Source organism: Mycobacterium sp. GA-1841 (assembly GCF_001954135.1).
GTDB lineage: Bacteria > Actinomycetota > Actinomycetes > Mycobacteriales > Mycobacteriaceae > Mycobacterium.
On sequence record NZ_MBEQ01000031.1, the window covers coordinates 1 to 19,108 of the forward strand.

A 19,108-nucleotide genomic window follows, 5' to 3' on the forward strand; every position below is an offset into this window, starting at 1 on the left:
TCTGGAGCGATCCGAGCAAGGTCGCCGAGGGTCTGCGGGTGGTGTGATCTCGCACTAGATGCGATAGGTCCCCGCACGCCGTTGTGTGCGGGGACCTACCTGTCACGGTGATGGTCAGGGCTTGTTCTGCCCCGCCGTGCCGACAACCGCCAAGTTGTTCACCGGCGTCGAGGCCGACGTAATTACGCCTGCGCCGCCGTTCCCGCCGGTGATGTTCGTTCCCGTGCCGGTTCCTCCGGCACCCGCGGTGGCCGAGCTGCTGTTGATGCCGTTGCCGTTGCTGGCCGTGAGGGTGCCCGCACCACCGGCGCCACCCTTGCCACCGTTGATCCCGGTGCCTGCGTCGCCGCCGATGGCGTCGCTGTCGACGACGTTGCTGCCGGTACCGGTGGCAGTGATCGTCGCGCCGCCGCCGTTGGCACTGTTGCTACCCTGCCCGCCTTGGGCTGTGGTGCCGCCGCTGACGATAGCTCCGCTGTTGACGGTGACGCTCGCAGAGCCCCCGTTACCCCCGGCCCCAGCGTTGCCGCCAGTTACGCGCGTATCACGAACCGAGCCTCCGGTATTGGCGATGGTGATGGTGGCACCGCCGCCGACGAAGTCGTCGGTGCCGGTCCCCGCCGTCACAGTGCTGTTGGTGACCGTGCCGCCATTGCCATTGGTGACGATCTGACCATTGTTTCCCTGCCGGCCCGTGGCACCGTTGCCTCCTACCGCAGTGCTTCCGGTGATCGAATCACCCTCGCCCTTTGCTGAAATCACGCCCTGGCCGGCGTTCCCGCCGTTGATGCCGTTCTGGCCGGCCCCGCCGTCTCCGCCTGTAGCGGTGCCGTCGGCAACACTGTTGACACCTCCGGCACTGACCACGCCCGGGCTGCCCTTGCCGCCGGTGACGGTGGCTCCGTCGCCGCTGCCGCCGTTACCGCCGGTGGCAGTCCCGGTTGCCTCAGATCCGGCGCCCAGAGTCACTACCTGCCCGGTATGCCCGATGCCGCCGGTGCCGCCATTGGAGCCCTCACCGCCGGCGCCTCCGTACGTGGTGCCTCTGGCCGTTGAGTTGTCGGCAACTGCGAGCACTACTGACATGCCACCGGCGCCGCCATGGCCGCCGGTTTCGCCACCGCCGCCCGCGCCGCCGCGGGCATAGCCGCTGGCAGTGCTGTTGGTGCCGATGTTTGGAGAGGGGGAGTAACCGGTCTGGATCCAGCCGCCGGCACCATTGCCGCCGGTGCTGCCCGGTCCGTCCGCGCTGCCGCCGTCACCGCCGATACCCGTGCCGGTGGCCGTGCTGTTGACCCGCTGAGCAAACACTCCACCCTGCGCGCCGGCGCCGCCCTTTCCGCCGTTGGTGCCGTTGCCACCGGCACCGCCGGTGCCTACGCCGCTCGCATCGGCCCCGACAGCATTGGCTCTGATCCAGCCGTCGCCGCCGTTGCCGCCGATGCTGTCCGCGCCGTCACCGGTGCCGGCGGCACCGCCGGTGGCGATTCCGGTGGCGGTGCTGCCCGCGCTCAGGGCCTCTATATAGCCCCCACCGCCGGCGCCGCCCTTGCCGCCGTTGGTGCCCTTGCCACCATCGGTGCCTTTGGCGGTCGCCGCGGTGATCTTGCCGCCCCCGCTGGCGGTGATGGTGGCCGCGCCGCCGTTTCCTCCGGTGCCACCGTTGGCGTCGCCGAGCCCGGCGTTGCCGCCCCGCGCATCGGCGTCGGTCACGGAGCTGGTGGCTCCGGTAGCGGTGATGGTGGCCGCGCCGCCAGTGGCGGTGTCCGAACCGTTGCCACCAACCGCAGAGCCGTTCGAGATTTTGCCGCCACCGCTGGCCGCCACCGACGCTTTTCCGCCGCCCTGGCCCGTTCCAGCGTCGCCGCCGGTCACGTCAGAGTCGACGACGCTTGACGAACCGCCAGTGACGTTGATTTCGGCTGCTCCACCAACGGCCTGGACACCGGTGGCGCCCTCGCCTCCGTGCACAATGCCATTGCTGATGGTGTCGCCGTTGCCCCGGGCCATGAGGCTGGCGCCGCCTCCAGCGCCGCCGTTGACACCGTTCTCGCCTGTCCCGCCACCACCCCCGGTCGCAGTGCCGTCGGCTTTACTGTTGACGCCGGCAACACCTGAGCTTTGTCCCGAACCGATGACGGCTTGCCCTCCGGCGCCTCCGGTGACATTGGTGCCGGTGCCCCGGCCGCCGTCGCCGGCGATGACAGTTCCGCTTGCGAGCGAGTTGTTGCCCTGCGCGGTGATCTGCGCCCGCATGTTGGCGTTGGGATACACGTAACCGCCGCCGGTTCCGCCCTGCGTACCCTCTCCGCCGTCACCGCCCTTCGCGTTGCCTTTCGCCGTGGAGCCGGTGCCGGCGGCGATCACCGAGGCGAAACCGCCGTCGCCACCGTGGCCTCCGGTGTTCCCCTCGCCGCCGTCGCCGCCGCGGGTGTAGCCGCTGGCGTTGCTGTTGTCGCCCAGGCCGTTGTAGAGCCCGGTCTGGATGTACCCGGCTCCCCCATCGCCACCGGTGCTGCCGGTTCCCTCGGCCTTCCCGCCGCTGCCTCCGATGGCCGTCCCCGAGGCCGTGCTCCCCGTCCGTAGCGCTGAGATCGCGCCTTGAGCGCCGTCACCACCGATGCCACCGTCGGCCCCAGTCCCTCCGTCGCCGCCAGTGGAGTCTGCTGCGCTGACCTTGCCGCCGTTGGTGGCTTTGATCAGAGCCTCACCACCATTGCCGCCCTTGCCGTTTCGGATTGAATTGCCGCCCTTGCCGCCTCGGGCGGTGCCGCCGGCGGTGCTGTTGGCGCCGTCGGCCGAGACCGTGGCGGTGCCGCCCGTTCCGCCGGTGCCGCCGACGGAGGTCAACGAGCCATCGCCACCGACCCCGCCGTCGCCGCCGATCGCCGTGCCGTCGACTGTTCCGCCATTCGTGGTGCTGAGGACGGCTCCGCCGCCACCGCCCCCGCCGCCCCCACCGTGGCCGGCTCCGACGTCGGTGGACTGCGCACCGGTGCCACCGGCACCGCCTTTTCCGCCGGTCGCACTGCCGGTGATGTTGGTGCCGGACACGAGCTCGTAGCCGTCGCCGCCGGCGCCGCCGTCGCCGCCATTGCCCAACATGCCACTGATGCCCGAGACACCGTCGCTGCCGAGGAAGCCGAAGAATCCGCCGCCGGTTCCGGCCGCGCCACCGATTCCGCCGGTACCACCGCCGGTTCCGCCGGAGCCGCCGGAGCCGCCGTTCAGATGGGCCGCGTCGCCATGGGCGCCCGCGCCGCCGGTTCCACCGGCCCCACCCTTACCACCGTCACCGCCGTTGCCCCCGCTGGCGAAGAGGAATCCGGTGGCGTCACCGCCGGCACCGCCGTTTCCACCGTTACCGCCACCGACACCGCCGGTCTGACCGTTGCCATAACCATTGCCGTAGTCCAGGTTCCAGTCACCGTCGGCTCCGGTGGTCCCGGTGATGCCGTCACCGCCGCGGCCGCCGTCGCCGGCAATGCCGAAGAACCAGCCGGGCGCGTCACCGCCGTCACCACCGCTGCCGGCGGTCTGACCGTTACCTGCCGCGCCGCCATCACCGCCCCCGCCGCCGAAGCCCATGAACGAACCGCCCCGGCCGCCGTCCCCGCCGTCGAGTCCGGCCCAGCCGTCCCCGCCTTCGCCACCATCGCCAAACCAGCCGGCGTCACCCCCGTTACCACCGGCCACACCGGTGGCGGCACCGTCGTAGCCGTCGCCGCCGTCACCGAACCAGAGACCGCCGTCGCCGCCGTCGGGGTTGTCGGCGGTGCCGTCGGCGCCGTTGCCGATCAGGTACTGCCCGGATACCCGATTGATCGCACTGCCGATGCTGGAGCCGATCGGGCTGACAACCCAAAATTGTTGTCCCGCATTGTGCAACGGCTGATACACCAGCCAGTTGACGATGTCTGCCGCGTCGAGTGATGCCGGAGCGGCGAGCGTGGATACCGCCGGTGACGATGAACTCAGGATCCGCGATTGGCCGCTGAGGGCAGACGGTTGAACGTTGGGTGCCAGCTGATTGGTGTTCTCCAACGTGTACGCGGACTGACGTCGTACCCAGGCCAGTACCGCCCAGACGGCTGGGGTATCGGCAGGCTGCGTCGGCGCGTTGGGGGCCAGGATGGTGCCCAGGGTGACCGCGGACAGCAGTCCGCTGATCGGGGGGACCTGCTTCGTCGTGGCCGGTTCGGGCGCCGAGGCGACGAACGCTTTCGCACGTTGGCCGACCGGCGCGGAGTCTCCCGACAGGCCGCCGAGCAAGCCGGTGGGCGTGGTGGTGTCCGGATGTGCGTCGTCGACGACCTTCGCCAGTGCGTCGGTGATGTGACCGGTCACGTCGCTGAGGCGCTGGCCGGGGATCAGCCGGTTCGGCGACGGATTGACGGGCTTGCGCTCTGACCGCTGTTTCAATGCGGCGTTGAGTGATTCGACTGCCGCGGACTCCGAGAAGGTCGTGGACTTCTTGCCCCGCCGGGTGATCGGGGTTTCTTTCGCGTCGGTGACGTGATCTCCGGTGGCGTCGCCGCGGTTGAGTCCGGCGCTCTCGGCGACGTCATTCAACTTGTCGGTGGCGTCATGCAAGGTTTTTCTGGCCTCGGCGGCACGCTCGCGCAGGTGTTCCCGCACCTGTTTGACGCTGGGGAGTTTGTGTTTGTCGGCCCTGGGCTTGTCCTCGGTGGATTCCGTACCGGCGTCGCGGTTGCTCCCGGTGCTGACACGCGCGGGATTCTTCGCTTTGTCCTTGGCTTTGGTGGTCCCGCCCGAGTCGGAGGTCTTCCGGGCGTCGGAGTTGCCGTCGTTGGACGGACCTTCGGTATTGACGAGCTTCACATCCGCTGTCACCGACCGCATCGTCGGTGAGTCCGGTCCCAAGAGCAGCATGACGCCGGCGCCCGCCAACGCCACGCTTGCCAGACCAGCGGTAGCGATCGGACCTGCTGAATTTCGCCGTCCACGACCCTGCGCGACGCTGTGCTTCCCCACGGATTCTCCCTGCTCTTCGGCTGTAGGCGCTGACGCCGACGGCAATGTCGAGGCGCGGTTGGTCTCCGGTCGAGCACGACTATTGCTGTAGTAGCGAGATCCCTACCCTGAGGACGATTCCCCGGCTCCCGCGAGAAACCTACGGCTCGTCAAGCGAAAATCTCAGCTTTTTCTCAGCCGGTTTTCGAGGTAGTTGCGTGGGCAAGAAATTAGCGCGCACCACCGATGGCCGCAAAGTGCCGAAGCGTGGAAAAAACGCAGATCAACCGAGTGTCAGAGATTTGCCATAATCGCGTTGCTCGGTACAAATCGTTGCCGAATCCGACGACGGGTCGACCATGACCGTCCGAACGGCATTGTGCGACCTGCGTCTTGGCGGCGGTCGGGCTCGGCAGCGTCGGGCGGATGAATCGAAGCGCGCATGGTCTGGAATTGGCCAGGAATGCCCGCGGGGTCCGGCGGCCGATCGGCTGAGCGAAGGCAAGCCTTGCGTCACGCAATCAGAGCGATGCCAGGGCCGCACCCAGCGATCTACCCGGTCGGCAGCAGCAATAGTGGTACTCGATGGGCTACGGGCGCGAGTAGCGTCGAAAAAATGAAGTTCGGGATATCCACGTTCGTCGATGACGACAGCATCGACGCCGTCTCCCTGGCACGTGCGATCGAAGAACGCCGTTTCGCTTCGCTCATCGTGGCCGAGCACAGTCACATCCCGGTGAGTCGGGAATCCCCATACCCCGAAGGTGGCGAACTGCCGGCGTGGTACTACAACATGCTCGATCCCTTCGTCACCCTCGCCGCGGCAGCCGCCGTGACCTCGACCATCGAGCTGTTCACCGGGGTCGCCCTGTTGATCCAGCGCGATCCGATCCACGCCGCCAAGGAGGCCGCGAGCATCGACCTCATCTCCGGCGGGCGGTTTGTGTTCGGCGTCGGCGCCGGCTGGAATCTCGAGGAGATGCGCGACCACGGCACCGATCCGAAAACCCGCGGTGCCCGGCTCGACGAGAGCATCGAGGCCGTCAAAGAGCTGTGGACCAACGAGCCGGCCGAGTATCACGGCACATACGTCAACTTCGATTCGTCCTATTGCCGGCCCAAGCCGGTCCAGCAGCCGCACCCGCCGATCTACATTGGCGGCAACTCGAACGCAACGGTCAAACGCGTGATTCGCCATGGCGCAGGCTGGATTTCGAATCCGCTCCCGCGTAATGAGTTGGCCACTCGTATCACCCAGATGCGAGACGGCGCCGGCCATGACGTCCCTTTGGCGATGTTCGGAACGCCGATCAAAGCCGACTACTGGCGCGCTGCGGAGGATCTGGGCTTCGGCCAGCTCGGTCTATTCCTGCCGTCGGTGGGCAAGGACGAGTCCCTGCGCCTGCTCGACGACTACGCCGCGCAGGTGCAGACGTATCAGTCGGCAAGCTGAGTTGCGGCGCGGTCAACTCGAAACTGGTGCGTCGTGGTCCGCCCGCGGCACTTAATCTCGGTGGATGAGGAGGCGGACCAACTGGTGGATGGTGGCATTGATCTCAGTCGCCGTCCTGGTGTCGGGCGTGGGTCTGTTGATCGTGGCATCAGTGGTCGTCGTCGCGATATTCGGCTTCGGCGACGACGACGACCTTGGACGCCATGATCTCGATGCCGCCGCGGCCGCAACGGCGATGGAGCTGCGTCACGTCGGGATCCCCGACGGCTTCGCCTTCGAGGAGATGACTGTCGATCGGATGTTCGTCGGAGCGGATTTCTATCGCGGGCGATATTCGGCCGACGACAACTTTGAATCTGCGAAACGTGCTCTTGCTCAGGCGAACCCGGATTTTCCGGCATTGCGCAGCGTTACCTGTGACGACGAGATCGTCGCACAAGACTTCGCTCCAGATCCGGACTTCCACTGCGCCGCCGGCACGGAACTCGCGATCGGTACGAGGACACTCGACGGTGCCGATGTGCTGGCAGACAACTACCGGGGCACACCGCCGGACTGCGAGACCGTGTTGCTGGTGCGTAACGGTGCGCGTACCGAACTGTTCGTGCTGTCGCAAGGACATTGACCGGCTCCAGCCAACCCACAGCTGATCGTCGGGCTGTGATCAAGATTCGCTCTTACCGTCCGGCAGATGATGACCAGGCGGAGTTTTCTGGCCGCCACCGCAGCCACAGCAGCCACAGCCTTTGTGGCCGCCACCATGCCGCGGGCGTTGGCCGCGCCGGTGGACAGCGACCCCGCGACCGTCGCGGTGCTCAACAAACGACGCACCCCGACACAGTGGGGGATGGCGCTTCCTGGCATCACGACCTCCTTCGCCGCCGCCGGTCGACAGATCGCGCTCACCTTCGACGCGTGTGACGGTGCCAGCGATGACACATTGCTGGACACCCTGCAACGCAACGGGGTGCCGGCGGTGCTCATGCTCAACGCGAGATGGATCGACCGGAATCCAGACCGGGCAAGGCAATTGGCGGGCAATCCGTTGTTCGAGATCGGCAACCACGGGACCCGGCATGTCCCCTTGTCGGTCACGGGGCGCTCGGCCTACGGCATCGCCGGGACCCGCTCGGCCGACGAGGCGGTCGACGAGGTGTGGCGTAATCACCTGCGGTTGACGGCGTTGACCGGCAGGGCGCCGACGTGGTTTCGGCCCGGCACCGCACATTACGACGACGTGGGCGTCGAGATCGTGCACGAACTCGGCGAACAGCCGCTCGGGTTCAGCGTCAATGCGGACGACGGTGCCACGGCGTCCGCGGCCGCCGTGCGCGCCAACGTCATGAACGCTGCGCCGGGATCGATCGTGCTGGCCCACATGAACCATCCCGCCTCTGGCACGCATGCCGGTTTCGCCGAGGCGATTCCCGCCATGCAGGCCGCGGGGTGGCAGTTCGTGACGCCGACGGGGCGGGGTCTTTGAGCGCCATCGATAGGCCGCCGCCGTTTTCCACCCAGGGGTTGCCAGACCGTGCCGGGAACAGCCCCTAGGTAGAAATCGGCGAGGAGGGAGCCCGCCCACCGGCGACGTTCGCCGCAGGCGTAGCCCGGAAGTCGATTAGGGGCTTGTCGAAACCTTGCACTCGCACTGGTCGAGTGCTAAGAATGCAGTTGGCACTCTCGATCAGTGAGTGCTAGGTCGGGACGGTGAGACCGGGGCCGCACCTGCGGGAGCACACCTTGGTCGTCCGTCGCGGGCACTGCGCCCGACCGAAAAGACGTGCATCCCCAATCCGGAGGAATCACTTCGCAATGGCTAAGACAATTGCGTATGACGAAGAGGCCCGTCGCGGCCTCGAGCGGGGCCTGAACAGCCTCGCCGACGCGGTAAAGGTGACGCTGGGCCCCAAGGGTCGCAACGTCGTCCTGGAGAAGAAGTGGGGCGCCCCCACGATCACCAACGATGGTGTGTCCATCGCCAAGGAGATCGAGCTGGAGGACCCGTACGAGAAGATCGGCGCTGAGCTCGTCAAAGAGGTCGCCAAGAAGACCGACGACGTCGCAGGCGACGGCACCACCACCGCCACCGTTCTGGCCCAGGCCCTGGTTCGCGAAGGTCTGCGCAACGTCGCTGCCGGCGCCAACCCGCTCGGCCTGAAGCGTGGCATCGAGAAGGCTGTCGAGAAGGTCACCGAGACCCTGCTCAAGTCCGCCAAGGAGGTGGAGACCAAGGAGCAGATCGCTGCGACCGCCGGTATCTCCGCCGGTGACCAGTCCATCGGCGACCTGATCGCCGAGGCCATGGACAAGGTCGGCAACGAGGGTGTCATCACCGTCGAGGAGAGCAACACCTTCGGGCTGCAGCTGGAGCTCACCGAGGGCATGCGCTTCGACAAGGGCTACATCTCGGGTTACTTCGTGACCGACGCCGAGCGTCAGGAAGCCGTCCTGGAGGATCCCTACATCCTGCTGGTCAGCTCGAAGGTCTCGACCGTCAAGGACCTGCTGCCGCTGCTGGAGAAGGTCATCCAGTCCGGCAAGCCGCTGCTGATCATCGCCGAGGACGTCGAGGGCGAAGCCCTGTCGACCCTGGTGGTCAACAAGATCCGTGGCACCTTCAAGTCTGTGGCCGTCAAGGCTCCGGGCTTCGGTGACCGCCGCAAGGCCATGCTGCAGGACATCGCCATCCTCACCGGTGGCCAGGTCATCAGCGAAGAGGTCGGCCTCTCGCTGGAGACCGCCGATGTCGCGCTGCTGGGCCAGGCCCGCAAGGTCGTCGTCACCAAGGACGAGACCACCGTCATCGAGGGTGCCGGCGATGCCGACGCGATCCAGGGCCGTGTCGCCCAGATCCGCGCCGAGATCGAGAACAGCGACTCCGACTACGACCGCGAGAAGCTGCAGGAGCGCCTGGCCAAGCTGGCCGGCGGTGTTGCGGTGATCAAGGCCGGCGCTGCCACCGAGGTGGAGCTCAAGGAGCGCAAGCACCGCATCGAAGATGCCGTGCGCAACGCCAAGGCTGCGGTCGAAGAGGGCATCGTCGCCGGTGGCGGCGTGGCCCTGCTGCAGGCCGCCCCGTCGCTGGAGGAGCTCTCGCTCACCGGTGATGAGGCCACCGGCGCCAACATCGTGCGCGTCGCGCTGTCGGCTCCGCTGAAGCAGATCGCCTTCAACGGTGGCCTGGAGCCCGGCGTCGTCGCCGAGAAGGTCACCAACTCGCCCGCCGGTACCGGCCTGAACGCCGCCACCGGTGAGTACGAGGACCTGCTCAAGGCCGGCGTTGCCGACCCGGTGAAGGTCACCCGCTCGGCGCTGCAGAACGCGGCGTCCATCGCGGCGCTGTTCCTCACCACCGAGGCCGTCGTCGCCGACAAGCCGGAGAAGGCCGCCGCACCTGCGGGCGACCCGACCGGTGGCATGGGCGGTATGGACTTCTAAGTCCTGCTTTGTTTACGGGAAGGCCCGGTCTGCTTCGGCAGGCCGGGCCTTTTCGTTGCCAAGCTCCTCGGCGCGCCGCTCGTTTGCTCTGCCGCGCCCCGTATGTGGTGCGGTAACCCGCGGCGTATGGCGTGATGTCTCCGTGATACGGTGCGGCCAGCGATAGCTGTCGTGGCGTCTTTTCGGGGGGAGATCAGATTGTTGTCGTTTCGCATGAGCGGGTTTGCTGCGTGACGCAGCCGCCGCATTCGCCGTTCGGAGGACCCAACCCCGTCGACGGATCTAACCCGCCGAATTCCGGCTTCCGTCAGGCGCCTCCGCCTCAGTTCCCGCCTCCACCTCCGTCCCCGCAGTGGGGCGGAGGTGTGCAGCCGGCTGCACCCAACCCCACGCCGACCGGTCACGGTGCGCCCACCCACAGCGGACCGTCGGGACCGCCGCCGGGACCCCAGGGCGGCTGGCAGGGGCCGTTGCAGCGCGACTTTCACAATCTTGCGCCCGGGTTCACCCCGGCACCAGCACCGCGCCGCAACAAGAAGGCCTTGCTCATCACGGCAGGCGCCACCGCCGCGGTGCTCCTGGTGGTCGGCATCGTGGTGGCCGTCGTGTCGTTCTCGGGCGGTGGCGCCGGCGATATCAGTGCCCACGGCGCCAGCTCGCCCACCGACGCGGTCAAGGGTTACCTGGACGCGCTGTCGAAGGGAGATGCCAACGCCGCCTTGGCATACGGATCCGATCAGCCGGCGTCGAAGGAATTCCTCACCGACGACATCCTGAAGCAGCAGATCGCGAAATGGCCCATCACCAACGTCCGGGTGCTCAGCGCCAACGAAACGGGCGACATGGCGCAGGTGCACGTGGTGGCGAACTTCGGTGACCAGACCTCCGATCAGACCCTGCTGGTGAAGAAGCAGGACGGCGGCTGGAAACTGTCCGCGGCAACCGCCAAGCTCAATCTCGCCGCGTCGACCCTGACCACCAACCCGGCGACCGGTCAGCCGCTGCCGGCTCCGCCGATAACGCTGTTCGGCAAAGCGATTTCGAACGGATCCACGGTCTACGTGCTGCCCGGTTGGCTGGACCTGGGCTCGTCGAACAAGTACATCTCGGTCACGGCGCTGCGGCCGGTGCTGCTGGACAGCCTGGTCACCCAGGGCGTGGCGATGCCGTCGGGTGTCCAGGTGCAGCTGAGCGAGGCCGGAACGGCAGCGGCCAAGAAGGCTGTGGCCGACGCGGTCGCCGAATGCGCGAAATCCACGTCGCTGTCGCCGCCTGGATGCCCGCAGAGCGTCCCCAACCCCATGTTGGCCGACGGCACCGCGCACTGGGAAGCGCCCAACCTCGACGGCCTCCAGTACTCCTTCATGTCGTATGACATGACGCTGCGGGTGTTGGGGACCTCGGAGTGGAAGCTCACCGCCAACAGCACCGACGGCACGCCCATGCAGGGCACCCCGCTCGTCCCGTTGATGGGACAGATCGACATGACCCAGGACCCGCTGATCGTGAAATGGATGGGCAGATGAGCGTCACCATGACACCCCAGCCCACCCGCGATGAGCTCGACCGGGCACGCGCCGTGGTGGGCGCCCTGTCGAATGCCTTCTCGGCCAAAGTGGTCGGCCAGACCGGGTTGCAGCAGAGCCTGCTGATCGGTTTGCTCACCGGCGGCCACGTGTTGCTGGAAAGCGTTCCGGGACTGGCCAAGACGACGGCCGCACGCGCGGTCGCCGATGCGGTCCAAGCCAAGTTCCGGCGCATCCAGTGCACCCCTGACCTACTTCCCAGCGACATCATCGGCACTCAGATCTTCGATGCGTCGCGAGGCGCCTTCCACACCCAGTTGGGCCCGGTGCACGCCAACATCGTGCTGCTGGACGAGATCAACCGGTCCAGCGCCAAGACCCAGAGCGCCATGTTGGAGGCGATGGAGGAACGACAGACCAGCATCGCCGGCGAGATCTACAAGATCCCCGAGCCGTTCCTCGTGCTGGCCACCCAGAACCCGGTCGATCAGGAAGGCACCTATCCGCTGCCGGAAGCGCAGATGGACCGGTTCATGTTCAAGGAGATCCTGACGTATCCGACGCCTCAGGAGGAGTCGGAGATGATCTTCCGGATCGACGCCGGGGTGTACGCGAACCGCCGGACCGCGGCAGTGGCCTCGCTGGAGGACATCCTCTACATCCGCGACGTGGTTCGACGCGTCTACCTCGACCCCGCGATCGTCAACTACATCACGCACATCGTCGCGGTGACACGTACACCGCAGCAATATCTTCCGGCGAACCTGGCTCGGCTCATCGAATACGGTGCCAGCCCCCGCGCGACCATCGCCTTCACCAAGGCTGCGCGGGCACTGGCCCTGCTGTCGGGGCGCAATCATGTGCTGCCCGACGACATCAAGGCACTCGCGCACCGGATCCTGCGGCACCGGCTGATCCTGGGGTTCGAGGCAGTTGCCCAGAACGTCACTCCGGAAGTCTTGATAGACAACATCATTCAGGCAGTGCGTACCCCGTAGTCGCTATGGGAGTGCTACTGCAGGAGGTGAAGGCCCAGACCCTCGCCGGTAACCGGCTGTCGGGTCCGAACGGGGTGTCCCGCGGCCTTCTCGAGGGGGAGCATCGATCGATGTTCCACGGGCGCAGCCTGGAATTCGACGATCTTCGCCCGTACATCCCCGGTGACGACGTCCGCGACATCGACTGGAAGGCGTCGGCGCGCTCGACCGACGTGCTGGTGAAGCTGTTCGTCTCCTACCGTCAACAGCGCGTCCTGATGGTCACCGATCTCGGCCGGAACATGCTCGCGCTGGCCGCCGGCGGTGAGGTCAAACAGCGCGTGATGCTCAATGCCGTCGGCCTGGTGGGACTGATCGCGATCAGCAAGGGCGACGAGATGGGCCTGGTGTACGGGGACGCCACCGGATCGGCTCACATGCCCAACCGGCGCGGTGAGGCGCATCTGGAACACATCCTGGAACGGGTCAACCGTCATCACGTGGCCGACAGCGACCGCAGTGACCTCTGCACCCAATTGCAGTACGTCCAGCAGCATTTCCGTCGTCGGCACATCGTCTTCGTGATCTCCGATGAACCCGATGTCTCGGCGGAATTGGACGAACAGTTCCGTAAGGTGGCGGCCCGGCACGACGTGTACTGGATCACCGTGCGCGATGCACCGCTGATCGGCGTACCGGCGTTCGGCGGTGAGGGTTATGACGTCGACAGTGGCAGAACCCTGCTGCGCGAGGAGATCCTGGGCCACCGGGTGCTGGAGGCGTACCGCCGGGCCGAGGCGCAGCGCGAGGCCGCGTTCGCCGACTACGTCAACAGCTCGGGAATTCCGTGCGCCCGGGTGTCGGCTAGCGGGGAGTTGTTCGGGGCCGTCACCCTGATGCTGAAGAAGGCCAGCCGTGGCAAATGACCATCTGAAATGGATCGTGGCACCGCTGCCGTACTCGGTGGGATGGCTGGTGTTGGGTGTGCTGCTGGGCCTCGGGGTCATCGGATGGTTCGTCGGCGTATGGGTGTGGACGCTTCCGGTGGAGCGACTGCGCACCATCCCGGTGATCCGCGACATCAGCGCACGGGTGCTGCGACGCAAGTTCGGCGCGGCGATCAGCCGGGTCAGCGAGCGGCACCACGCCGGAGAGTTGACGTCGCGGCAGGCCTACACCGCGATGAGCCGGATCCTGCGCAACTTCGTGTACCTGCGGACCGGGGTCGCCGCGCAGTACATGGCCCTGGGTGAGGTGGCCGACAGCCCTGCCGCGGCGGCGGCACCTGCGGTATCGGCCCTGTACTCAAGACAATTCGACCTCGAAGACAGTCCAGACGTCGCTGCCACGGCAGCTCAGGTGCGGAGCACGATCCTGTCATGGAGCTGAGGTGGGGGTGGGTTGTCATAGCCGGCCTGGTGGCGCTCGTCGCCATCGCGCTGGTCGCGTTCCTGTGGCCGACGCGCCAGCAACCGCGCCGGTTGCGCCCACTGGCCTGGGTTGGTCGTCTGACCGAACTGCCCGAGTACGCCCGAGCGTACCGACGCTATCGAATCCTGTTGGCGGCCATCGCGGCCACCACGGTCGCCGTGCTGCTGTGCGCCATCGTGGCGACGGCCCGGCCCGTCAGCACACAGGCCACCGCCGCTGAGATCAACCGCGCACATCCCGAGGACGTGATGCTGTGTCTGCAGGACGACCCGGCCTCCCATGACGCATCGGTGATGCTGTCCTACTTTGCCGACCAGGCTGCCGATTTCGGCACGCAACGACTCGGCCTGACCTCCCTCACCAACCGGGTGATCCCGTTGACCCGCGACTACCCCTTCCTGTCGGACGAGCTCGGTCGGTACGCGAGCCTGGAGCGGCTGAAGTCCAACCAGAACCCGACGCCGGAGGACGCCGCTGTCCTGCAACGTGCGCAGCATGAATTCGGCACGATGGCCAGCTACTCGGACTACCAGCTGACCGTCAACGATGCGCTTGCGATGTGCCTCAAGGGGTTTCCTGGGGCCGGGAAGCCGTCGGATGCCCGGCGATCGGTGATCTACATGGGCCCCGCCGGTGCGTCGGAGGCGCCGATCTATTCCGACGACGCGCTCGCCGAGCTGGCGCGATCGTCGGGAATCCAGGTAAACGTACTGACCAGAACGACTCTCGACGCGAGTGGTGGGCTCAGCGATCTTGCCGACGCCACCGGTGGACGTTTCATCAGCTATGTCGCGGCGGCTGCCGGGGGAGCCAAGGCCGGGGCGGCGCAAGACAATCAGGACAATTTGGACAATCTGGACAAGGCCCTGCGCAGCCACCTCGATGACATCCGCTCACATCCGCCCGCGCTGACCCGTTCGGACGGGACGATCATGGTGGAGCAGTTGCGCGACCGCCCCAATCTGGTGCTGACCATCGGATTGGTGATCGTGATCGTCTTCTCGATCAGCCTCGCGGGGGTGCGCCGGTGACCTTCGAGCCGATCCTGCCCTGGTGGATCTTCCTGGTGCTGGCCGGGCTGACCCTGATCCTGCGGATGTACACCCTGTATCGGGTACTCGTGGTCGTCGGGAAAGGTAGCCAACGCAAGGTCGTCGTCCGGTGGAGCCTGCTGACTCTGGTGATCGTGTGCCTGTTCGCGGCGGCGGTGCGGCCGGGGATCGAGGGAGATCGCCAGGCGATGAGCCAGGCCGCCGCGGCGGAGGCCGCCAACGGCAACGTGAACGTGTTCTTCGTCGTGGACCGATCGCTCAACTCCCGCGCAGAAGACTTCGGCAACAATCAGTTTCGGATGGCCGGAGTGCGCGCCGACATGCAGTCGATCGTCGACCAGTACCCGGCCGGACGCTTCTCGATAACGTCGTTCGCCACCAAATCCAGAATCGACTGGCCGCTGTCCGACGACATCTGGAGTCTGCGGGCGCTGCTCAAGGACTACTCGGCCTACGAATCGGATTTCGACTCGGTTTTCCAGGTCGACGTCGGCGCCGCGGACGAACAACTCAGACAGCAGCTGGAACTCGCCGCCCAGCAGTATCCCGGGTCGAACAATCTGGTGTTCTATCTCGGAGAGGGAGCCGGAGTTTCGAAGCGGGAAGCGACGACGTTCGACGTGCCGACCGACCTGGTGGCCGGCGGGGCGGGGGTCGGATACGGCACGCCCGCCGGCGGTCCGGTGGCCAGCCGGCTGGCCGAGAACGGGGAGAAAACCTACTTCCCCGACCCGGCCGGTGCCGGCCCGCAGTTTCTTTCGGTGCTCGACGAAGCGTCGTTGAAGTCCGTCGCCGACCAACTGCACGTGCCGTACTTCCACCGTGAGCTCGGTGCCTCGACGTCCATGCTCATCCCTCCGCTCGACGAGAATTCGTCGACCGCGGTACAACAGGAAGTGTCATTGCCGGGGGACCGCACCGAGTTCTACTGGGTTTTCACGGCGATCGCGATGCTGCTGATGTTCTATGAGCTGTTCGCGATGGCACGCGAGTACCGGGTCTCCCGCATGACCAGCCAGCGGGGTGCGTGATGCTGAAAGAGCGCAGTGCGTCGGCATTCCAGTCGGCGATCAGATGGGTCCGCGCCTTCTTCTCACAGGGACCGAGCCGCAAAGTGTTGCGGCGTCGGCTGATCGTGTTCTCGATTCTGCCCGCCGTGGTCTTGGTGGCGATCGGTGTCAAACTGGTGACGATGGTGATCTACGGCCACTCGGCCAGAACTCATTACCTCAGCTACGACTCCTACGGCCTGGCCGACGACGTGCGTAAGCTCAAGTCGCTCAACGTGATCGACTCGTACAAGCCCTATTTCGCCGACGGTGATCGCTACGTGCTGGAAGGCAAACTGGCCGACGCCGAGTCGGAGTTCAAGAAATCGCTGTCGCTGGTCAGCCCCGAGGACTCCTGCCCGGTCCGGATCAACCTCGAGGTGGTGCTGGAGGCCCTGGGCGATCTGAAGAATGCCGACCAGCACCGGGACGAGGCCAAGCCGTTCTGGACCGAGGCGCTGAAGGTGACGCAGGAGGCGCCCGCCGGCTGCTTCGACACCACGACCGAGCCCGATGAAGAGCGCCGCACACACCTCAACGAAACCGAACAACGACTCGAGGACAAGTTGAAGGACCCGCCGCCGTCTGAAGGCGGTGGCGGTGGCGGTGGCGGCGGCCAGGGCCAAGGCGATCAGGGCCAGGGCGGCCAAGGTGGTGGCGGCGGTGGCCAAGGCGGCCAGGGCGGTGACCAAGGTGGTCAGGGTGGTCAAGGCGGTGGTGGCCAGGGTCAACCCGATCAGGGTCAAGGTGGCCAGAACCAACCCGGCCAGAACCAGCCCGGCCGGAATCAACCCGGCCAGAACCAGCCCGGCCAGAACCAGCCCGGCCAGAACCAGCCCGGCCAACCGGGGAGCGATCAGGGCGGTGCCGGCCAGAACGGTCAGGGCTCGGGGGGAGCGCAAGATCAGTCCACTCGTGACACCGTCGGTGCGGACCGCATCGCCACCGAATCGAATGGGGTCGCCACCCACCAGTTGAATCCCGGACAGGGTGACCCGGGTGACGTTCTCAAACGATTGCTGGAAGATTCCAACGCCAGCGGTACCGACCGGGAGTGATCACCGCCGCTCCAGTGGCCAGTTATCGCACGTGGGGATACCGGATGCGTGACACAACTGGCCACTCGGCGTCGGGCGTATGTCGGCATCACCGCCGCCGAGGCACAAGCCGACGGTCAGTTCTCCGACAAGACGATGCAGTCGCTCTCGCACTGACTGCTCGGCGGGCCGGGCCGGGCGGCCCGCCGGTGCAGCACCGCGCGGCTGGGCACGATGCGCTGGATCTGGTCTTCGGTGTCTCCGGACTCACCGCGACCGTCGACGATCAGCGAATACCCGCCGGGCACAACCGGCGGACAAACCAAGGTGACGTCTTTGTGCTGGGCGAGGTTCTTGCGGGTGTGCCTGCCGACCGGGCCGACGTGAATAACGCCGTCGACGAGGTGCGGCTCCACTGCCACCGTGTGTGCGTGGTAGTCGTCGTCGACCGTGACGAGGTAGGCGAACGTGTAGTCCGCCAGCTTGTCGGCCAGCTGGTTGAGGTCCACTTTCACGCTCATGACGTGAGGATAGGCCGGTTGAGCTCGCGGGGTGCCCGACCCGTCAGACTAGGCTGAGCCGGACAACCGCCTCGGACGAAAGGTTGGTTCTGGTGAGACGCGCGCGCTGCTGGCTGGCGGCGTCGTCGACGTTGCTTCTCGTTGTCGGTTGCGGGTCCGTGCCGGGGCCGGTCGCAACCAGCGAACACAGCGCACCACAGCGCATCGTCTCGCTCAGTCCCTCGGCGACCGAGACGCTGTGGGCGATCGGTGCCGGCCCCCAGGTGATCGCCGTCGACAAGCAGTCGAATCATCCGGACGACGTGCCGATGCAGACCGATCTGTCCGGTTACGAACCCAACGTCGAGGCCATCGTGCGATATCAACCGGACCTCGTCGTCACGGCCGATGCCCCCGGTTACCTCGTCTCGGGCCTGAAGGCGGCCGGCATCGAGTTGTTGTCGCTGCCCGCGCCCGCCACGCTCGACAACGCCTACGCCCAGATCGAACAGATCGGTGCGGCGACCGGTCACGGCGCCGATGCCGCCGAAACGGTTGCACAGATGCGCCGGCAGATCAGTGCGGCCCTCGACAGCGCGCCGAGAACGCATCTGAGCTACTACCACGAGCTGGACCCGATGTTGTTCAGTGTCACCGGGGCGTCCTTCACCGGTCAGCTTTACAGCCTGTTCGGTTTGACCAACATCGCCGATGGCACCGGGGACGATGCCTATCCCGAGCTGTCAGAGGAGTTCGTTGTCACGGCGGACCCCGATCTGATCTTCCTGGCCGACGTGCAGTGCTGCGGTGCCAGCCGGACGTCCGTTGCGGACCGGGCCGGGTGGGCCGATGTGTCGGCGGTTCGGAACGGCCACATCTACGAACTGGATGCGGATGTGGCCAGCCGGTGGGGCCCGCGCATCGTCGACATGGTGCAGAAAATCGCCGCCGTCATCTCCGAGGTGCATCCTGTCCCGGCCCATCGGTGACCGTCGCCGCGCCTGGGTGATGGCCGCGGCCGGGCTCGGCGTGCTCGGCGCCGCGTTGCTCGCGACATTTGTCGGTCCGGCTGGGCTGCCGGCGCGCGGCGTGCTGCTCGCACTGGCCGACGGCCTACCGGGCGTCGACGTCGATCACGGGCTGACGGCGTCCCAGCAGGCCGTGCTCTGGCAGATCCGGTTACCGCGGGTGGTGCTCGGCGCCCTGGTCGGGGGCACCCTGGCCATTGCCGGCGCCGCGTATCAGGGCGTCTTCCGCAACCCGCTGGCCGATCCGTATCTGCTCGGCGTCTCAAGCGGCGCCGGTCTCGGCGCGACCGCGGTGATCGTATCCGGCTTGGCGGCAAGTACTTTCGCGGTTCCGATCGCGGCGTTCGCCGGCGGCATCCTGGCGGTCACCGCGACGTACCTCCTGGGCCGCGGCGTGGGCGGTGGGCGTACGGAAGTGGTGATCATCCTGGCGGGTGTGGCAGTGGCGGCGTTCGCCAATGCGGGGCAGACCTTCCTGCAACAGCGTTACGACGACTCGATGCGTCAGGTGTATCGCTGGCTACTCGGACGACTGAGTACCGATGGCTGGACCGAAGTGGGTGTCGCCCTGCCGTATGTGGTGGCGACGATCGTGGTGATCATGCTGTTCGCCCGGATTCTCGACGTGATGGCGGTGGGGGAC

General features: G+C 66.8%; 15 protein-coding genes. 13 read left to right on the forward strand and 2 right to left on the reverse strand.

Features of this window, described 5'->3' with window-relative positions; translation table 11 throughout:
• Positions 1-114 precede the first annotated feature (114 nt).
• Positions 115-4,854 carry a hypothetical protein gene (locus tag A5740_RS29345; RefSeq protein WP_175616203.1) on the reverse strand — a complete coding sequence of 1,580 codons (4,740 nt, stop codon included), beginning with the start codon at positions 4,852-4,854 and terminating at the stop codon, positions 115-117.
• A gap of 736 nt (positions 4,855-5,590) precedes the next feature.
• Between A5740_RS29345 and A5740_RS09115 the strand changes: the two genes are divergently transcribed.
• From A5740_RS09115 to A5740_RS09165, 11 genes are all read left to right on the forward strand, one after another.
• A complete protein-coding gene (locus A5740_RS09115) occupies positions 5,591-6,427 on the forward strand; it encodes an LLM class F420-dependent oxidoreductase (protein WP_076193334.1) in 837 nt (278 codons plus the stop codon).
• Between the two features lie 64 nt (positions 6,428-6,491).
• On the forward strand, positions 6,492-7,052 hold the full coding sequence (locus A5740_RS09120; RefSeq protein WP_139335027.1) for a hypothetical protein: 561 nt from the start codon (positions 6,492-6,494) through the stop codon (positions 7,050-7,052).
• Between the two features lie 66 nt (positions 7,053-7,118).
• Positions 7,119-7,910: a polysaccharide deacetylase family protein gene (locus tag A5740_RS09125; protein ID WP_076193338.1), complete on the forward strand. Its 792-nt coding sequence runs from the start codon at positions 7,119-7,121 to the stop codon at positions 7,908-7,910.
• Positions 7,911-8,239: 329 nt separating this feature from the next.
• Positions 8,240-9,865: a chaperonin GroEL gene (groL, locus tag A5740_RS09130; protein WP_076193339.1), complete on the forward strand. Its 1,626-nt coding sequence runs from the start codon at positions 8,240-8,242 to the stop codon at positions 9,863-9,865.
• A 230-nt stretch (positions 9,866-10,095) separates the two neighbouring features.
• Positions 10,096-11,391, forward strand: coding sequence for a DUF4878 domain-containing protein (locus A5740_RS09135; protein WP_076193341.1), 1,296 nt, complete (start codon positions 10,096-10,098; stop codon positions 11,389-11,391).
• The gene (locus A5740_RS09140) at positions 11,388-12,389 is read left to right on the forward strand and encodes a MoxR family ATPase (protein ID WP_076193356.1); all 1,002 of its coding nucleotides are present in this window, start codon (positions 11,388-11,390) and stop codon (positions 12,387-12,389) included. The genes A5740_RS09135 and A5740_RS09140 overlap by 4 nt, the downstream gene beginning before the upstream one ends.
• Before the next feature lie 5 nt (positions 12,390-12,394).
• The gene (locus A5740_RS09145; protein WP_076193342.1) at positions 12,395-13,294 is read left to right on the forward strand and encodes a DUF58 domain-containing protein; all 900 of its coding nucleotides are present in this window, start codon (positions 12,395-12,397) and stop codon (positions 13,292-13,294) included.
• Complete coding sequence (locus A5740_RS09150) at positions 13,284-13,757, forward strand: hypothetical protein (protein WP_076193344.1); 474 nt, start codon at positions 13,284-13,286, stop codon at positions 13,755-13,757. The genes A5740_RS09145 and A5740_RS09150 overlap by 11 nt, the downstream gene beginning before the upstream one ends.
• A complete protein-coding gene (locus A5740_RS09155) occupies positions 13,748-14,830 on the forward strand; it encodes a hypothetical protein (RefSeq protein ID WP_076193345.1) in 1,083 nt (360 codons plus the stop codon). The genes A5740_RS09150 and A5740_RS09155 overlap by 10 nt, the downstream gene beginning before the upstream one ends.
• Positions 14,827-15,882: a VWA domain-containing protein gene (locus A5740_RS09160; RefSeq protein ID WP_076193347.1), complete on the forward strand. Its 1,056-nt coding sequence runs from the start codon at positions 14,827-14,829 to the stop codon at positions 15,880-15,882. Before A5740_RS09155 ends, A5740_RS09160 begins: the two co-directional genes overlap by 4 nt.
• Positions 15,882-16,958 (forward strand): hypothetical protein, encoded by a 1,077-nt coding sequence (locus tag A5740_RS09165; protein WP_076193348.1) that lies wholly within the window; start codon positions 15,882-15,884, stop codon positions 16,956-16,958. Before A5740_RS09160 ends, A5740_RS09165 begins: the two co-directional genes overlap by 1 nt.
• A 116-nt stretch (positions 16,959-17,074) precedes the next feature.
• Here A5740_RS09165 and A5740_RS09170 read toward each other — a convergent pair whose 3' ends face one another.
• On the reverse strand, positions 17,075-17,458 hold the full coding sequence (locus A5740_RS09170) for a hypothetical protein (protein WP_076193350.1): 384 nt from the start codon (positions 17,456-17,458) through the stop codon (positions 17,075-17,077).
• A 92-nt stretch (positions 17,459-17,550) separates the two neighbouring features.
• Between A5740_RS09170 and A5740_RS09175 the strand changes: the two genes are divergently transcribed.
• Complete coding sequence (locus A5740_RS09175) at positions 17,551-18,426, forward strand: ABC transporter substrate-binding protein (protein WP_254849126.1); 876 nt, start codon at positions 17,551-17,553, stop codon at positions 18,424-18,426.
• 19 nt (positions 18,427-18,445) lie between these two features.
• Positions 18,446-19,108 (forward strand): iron ABC transporter permease (locus A5740_RS09180; RefSeq protein WP_076193353.1); only part of this gene is annotated, 663 nt, incomplete at its 3' end.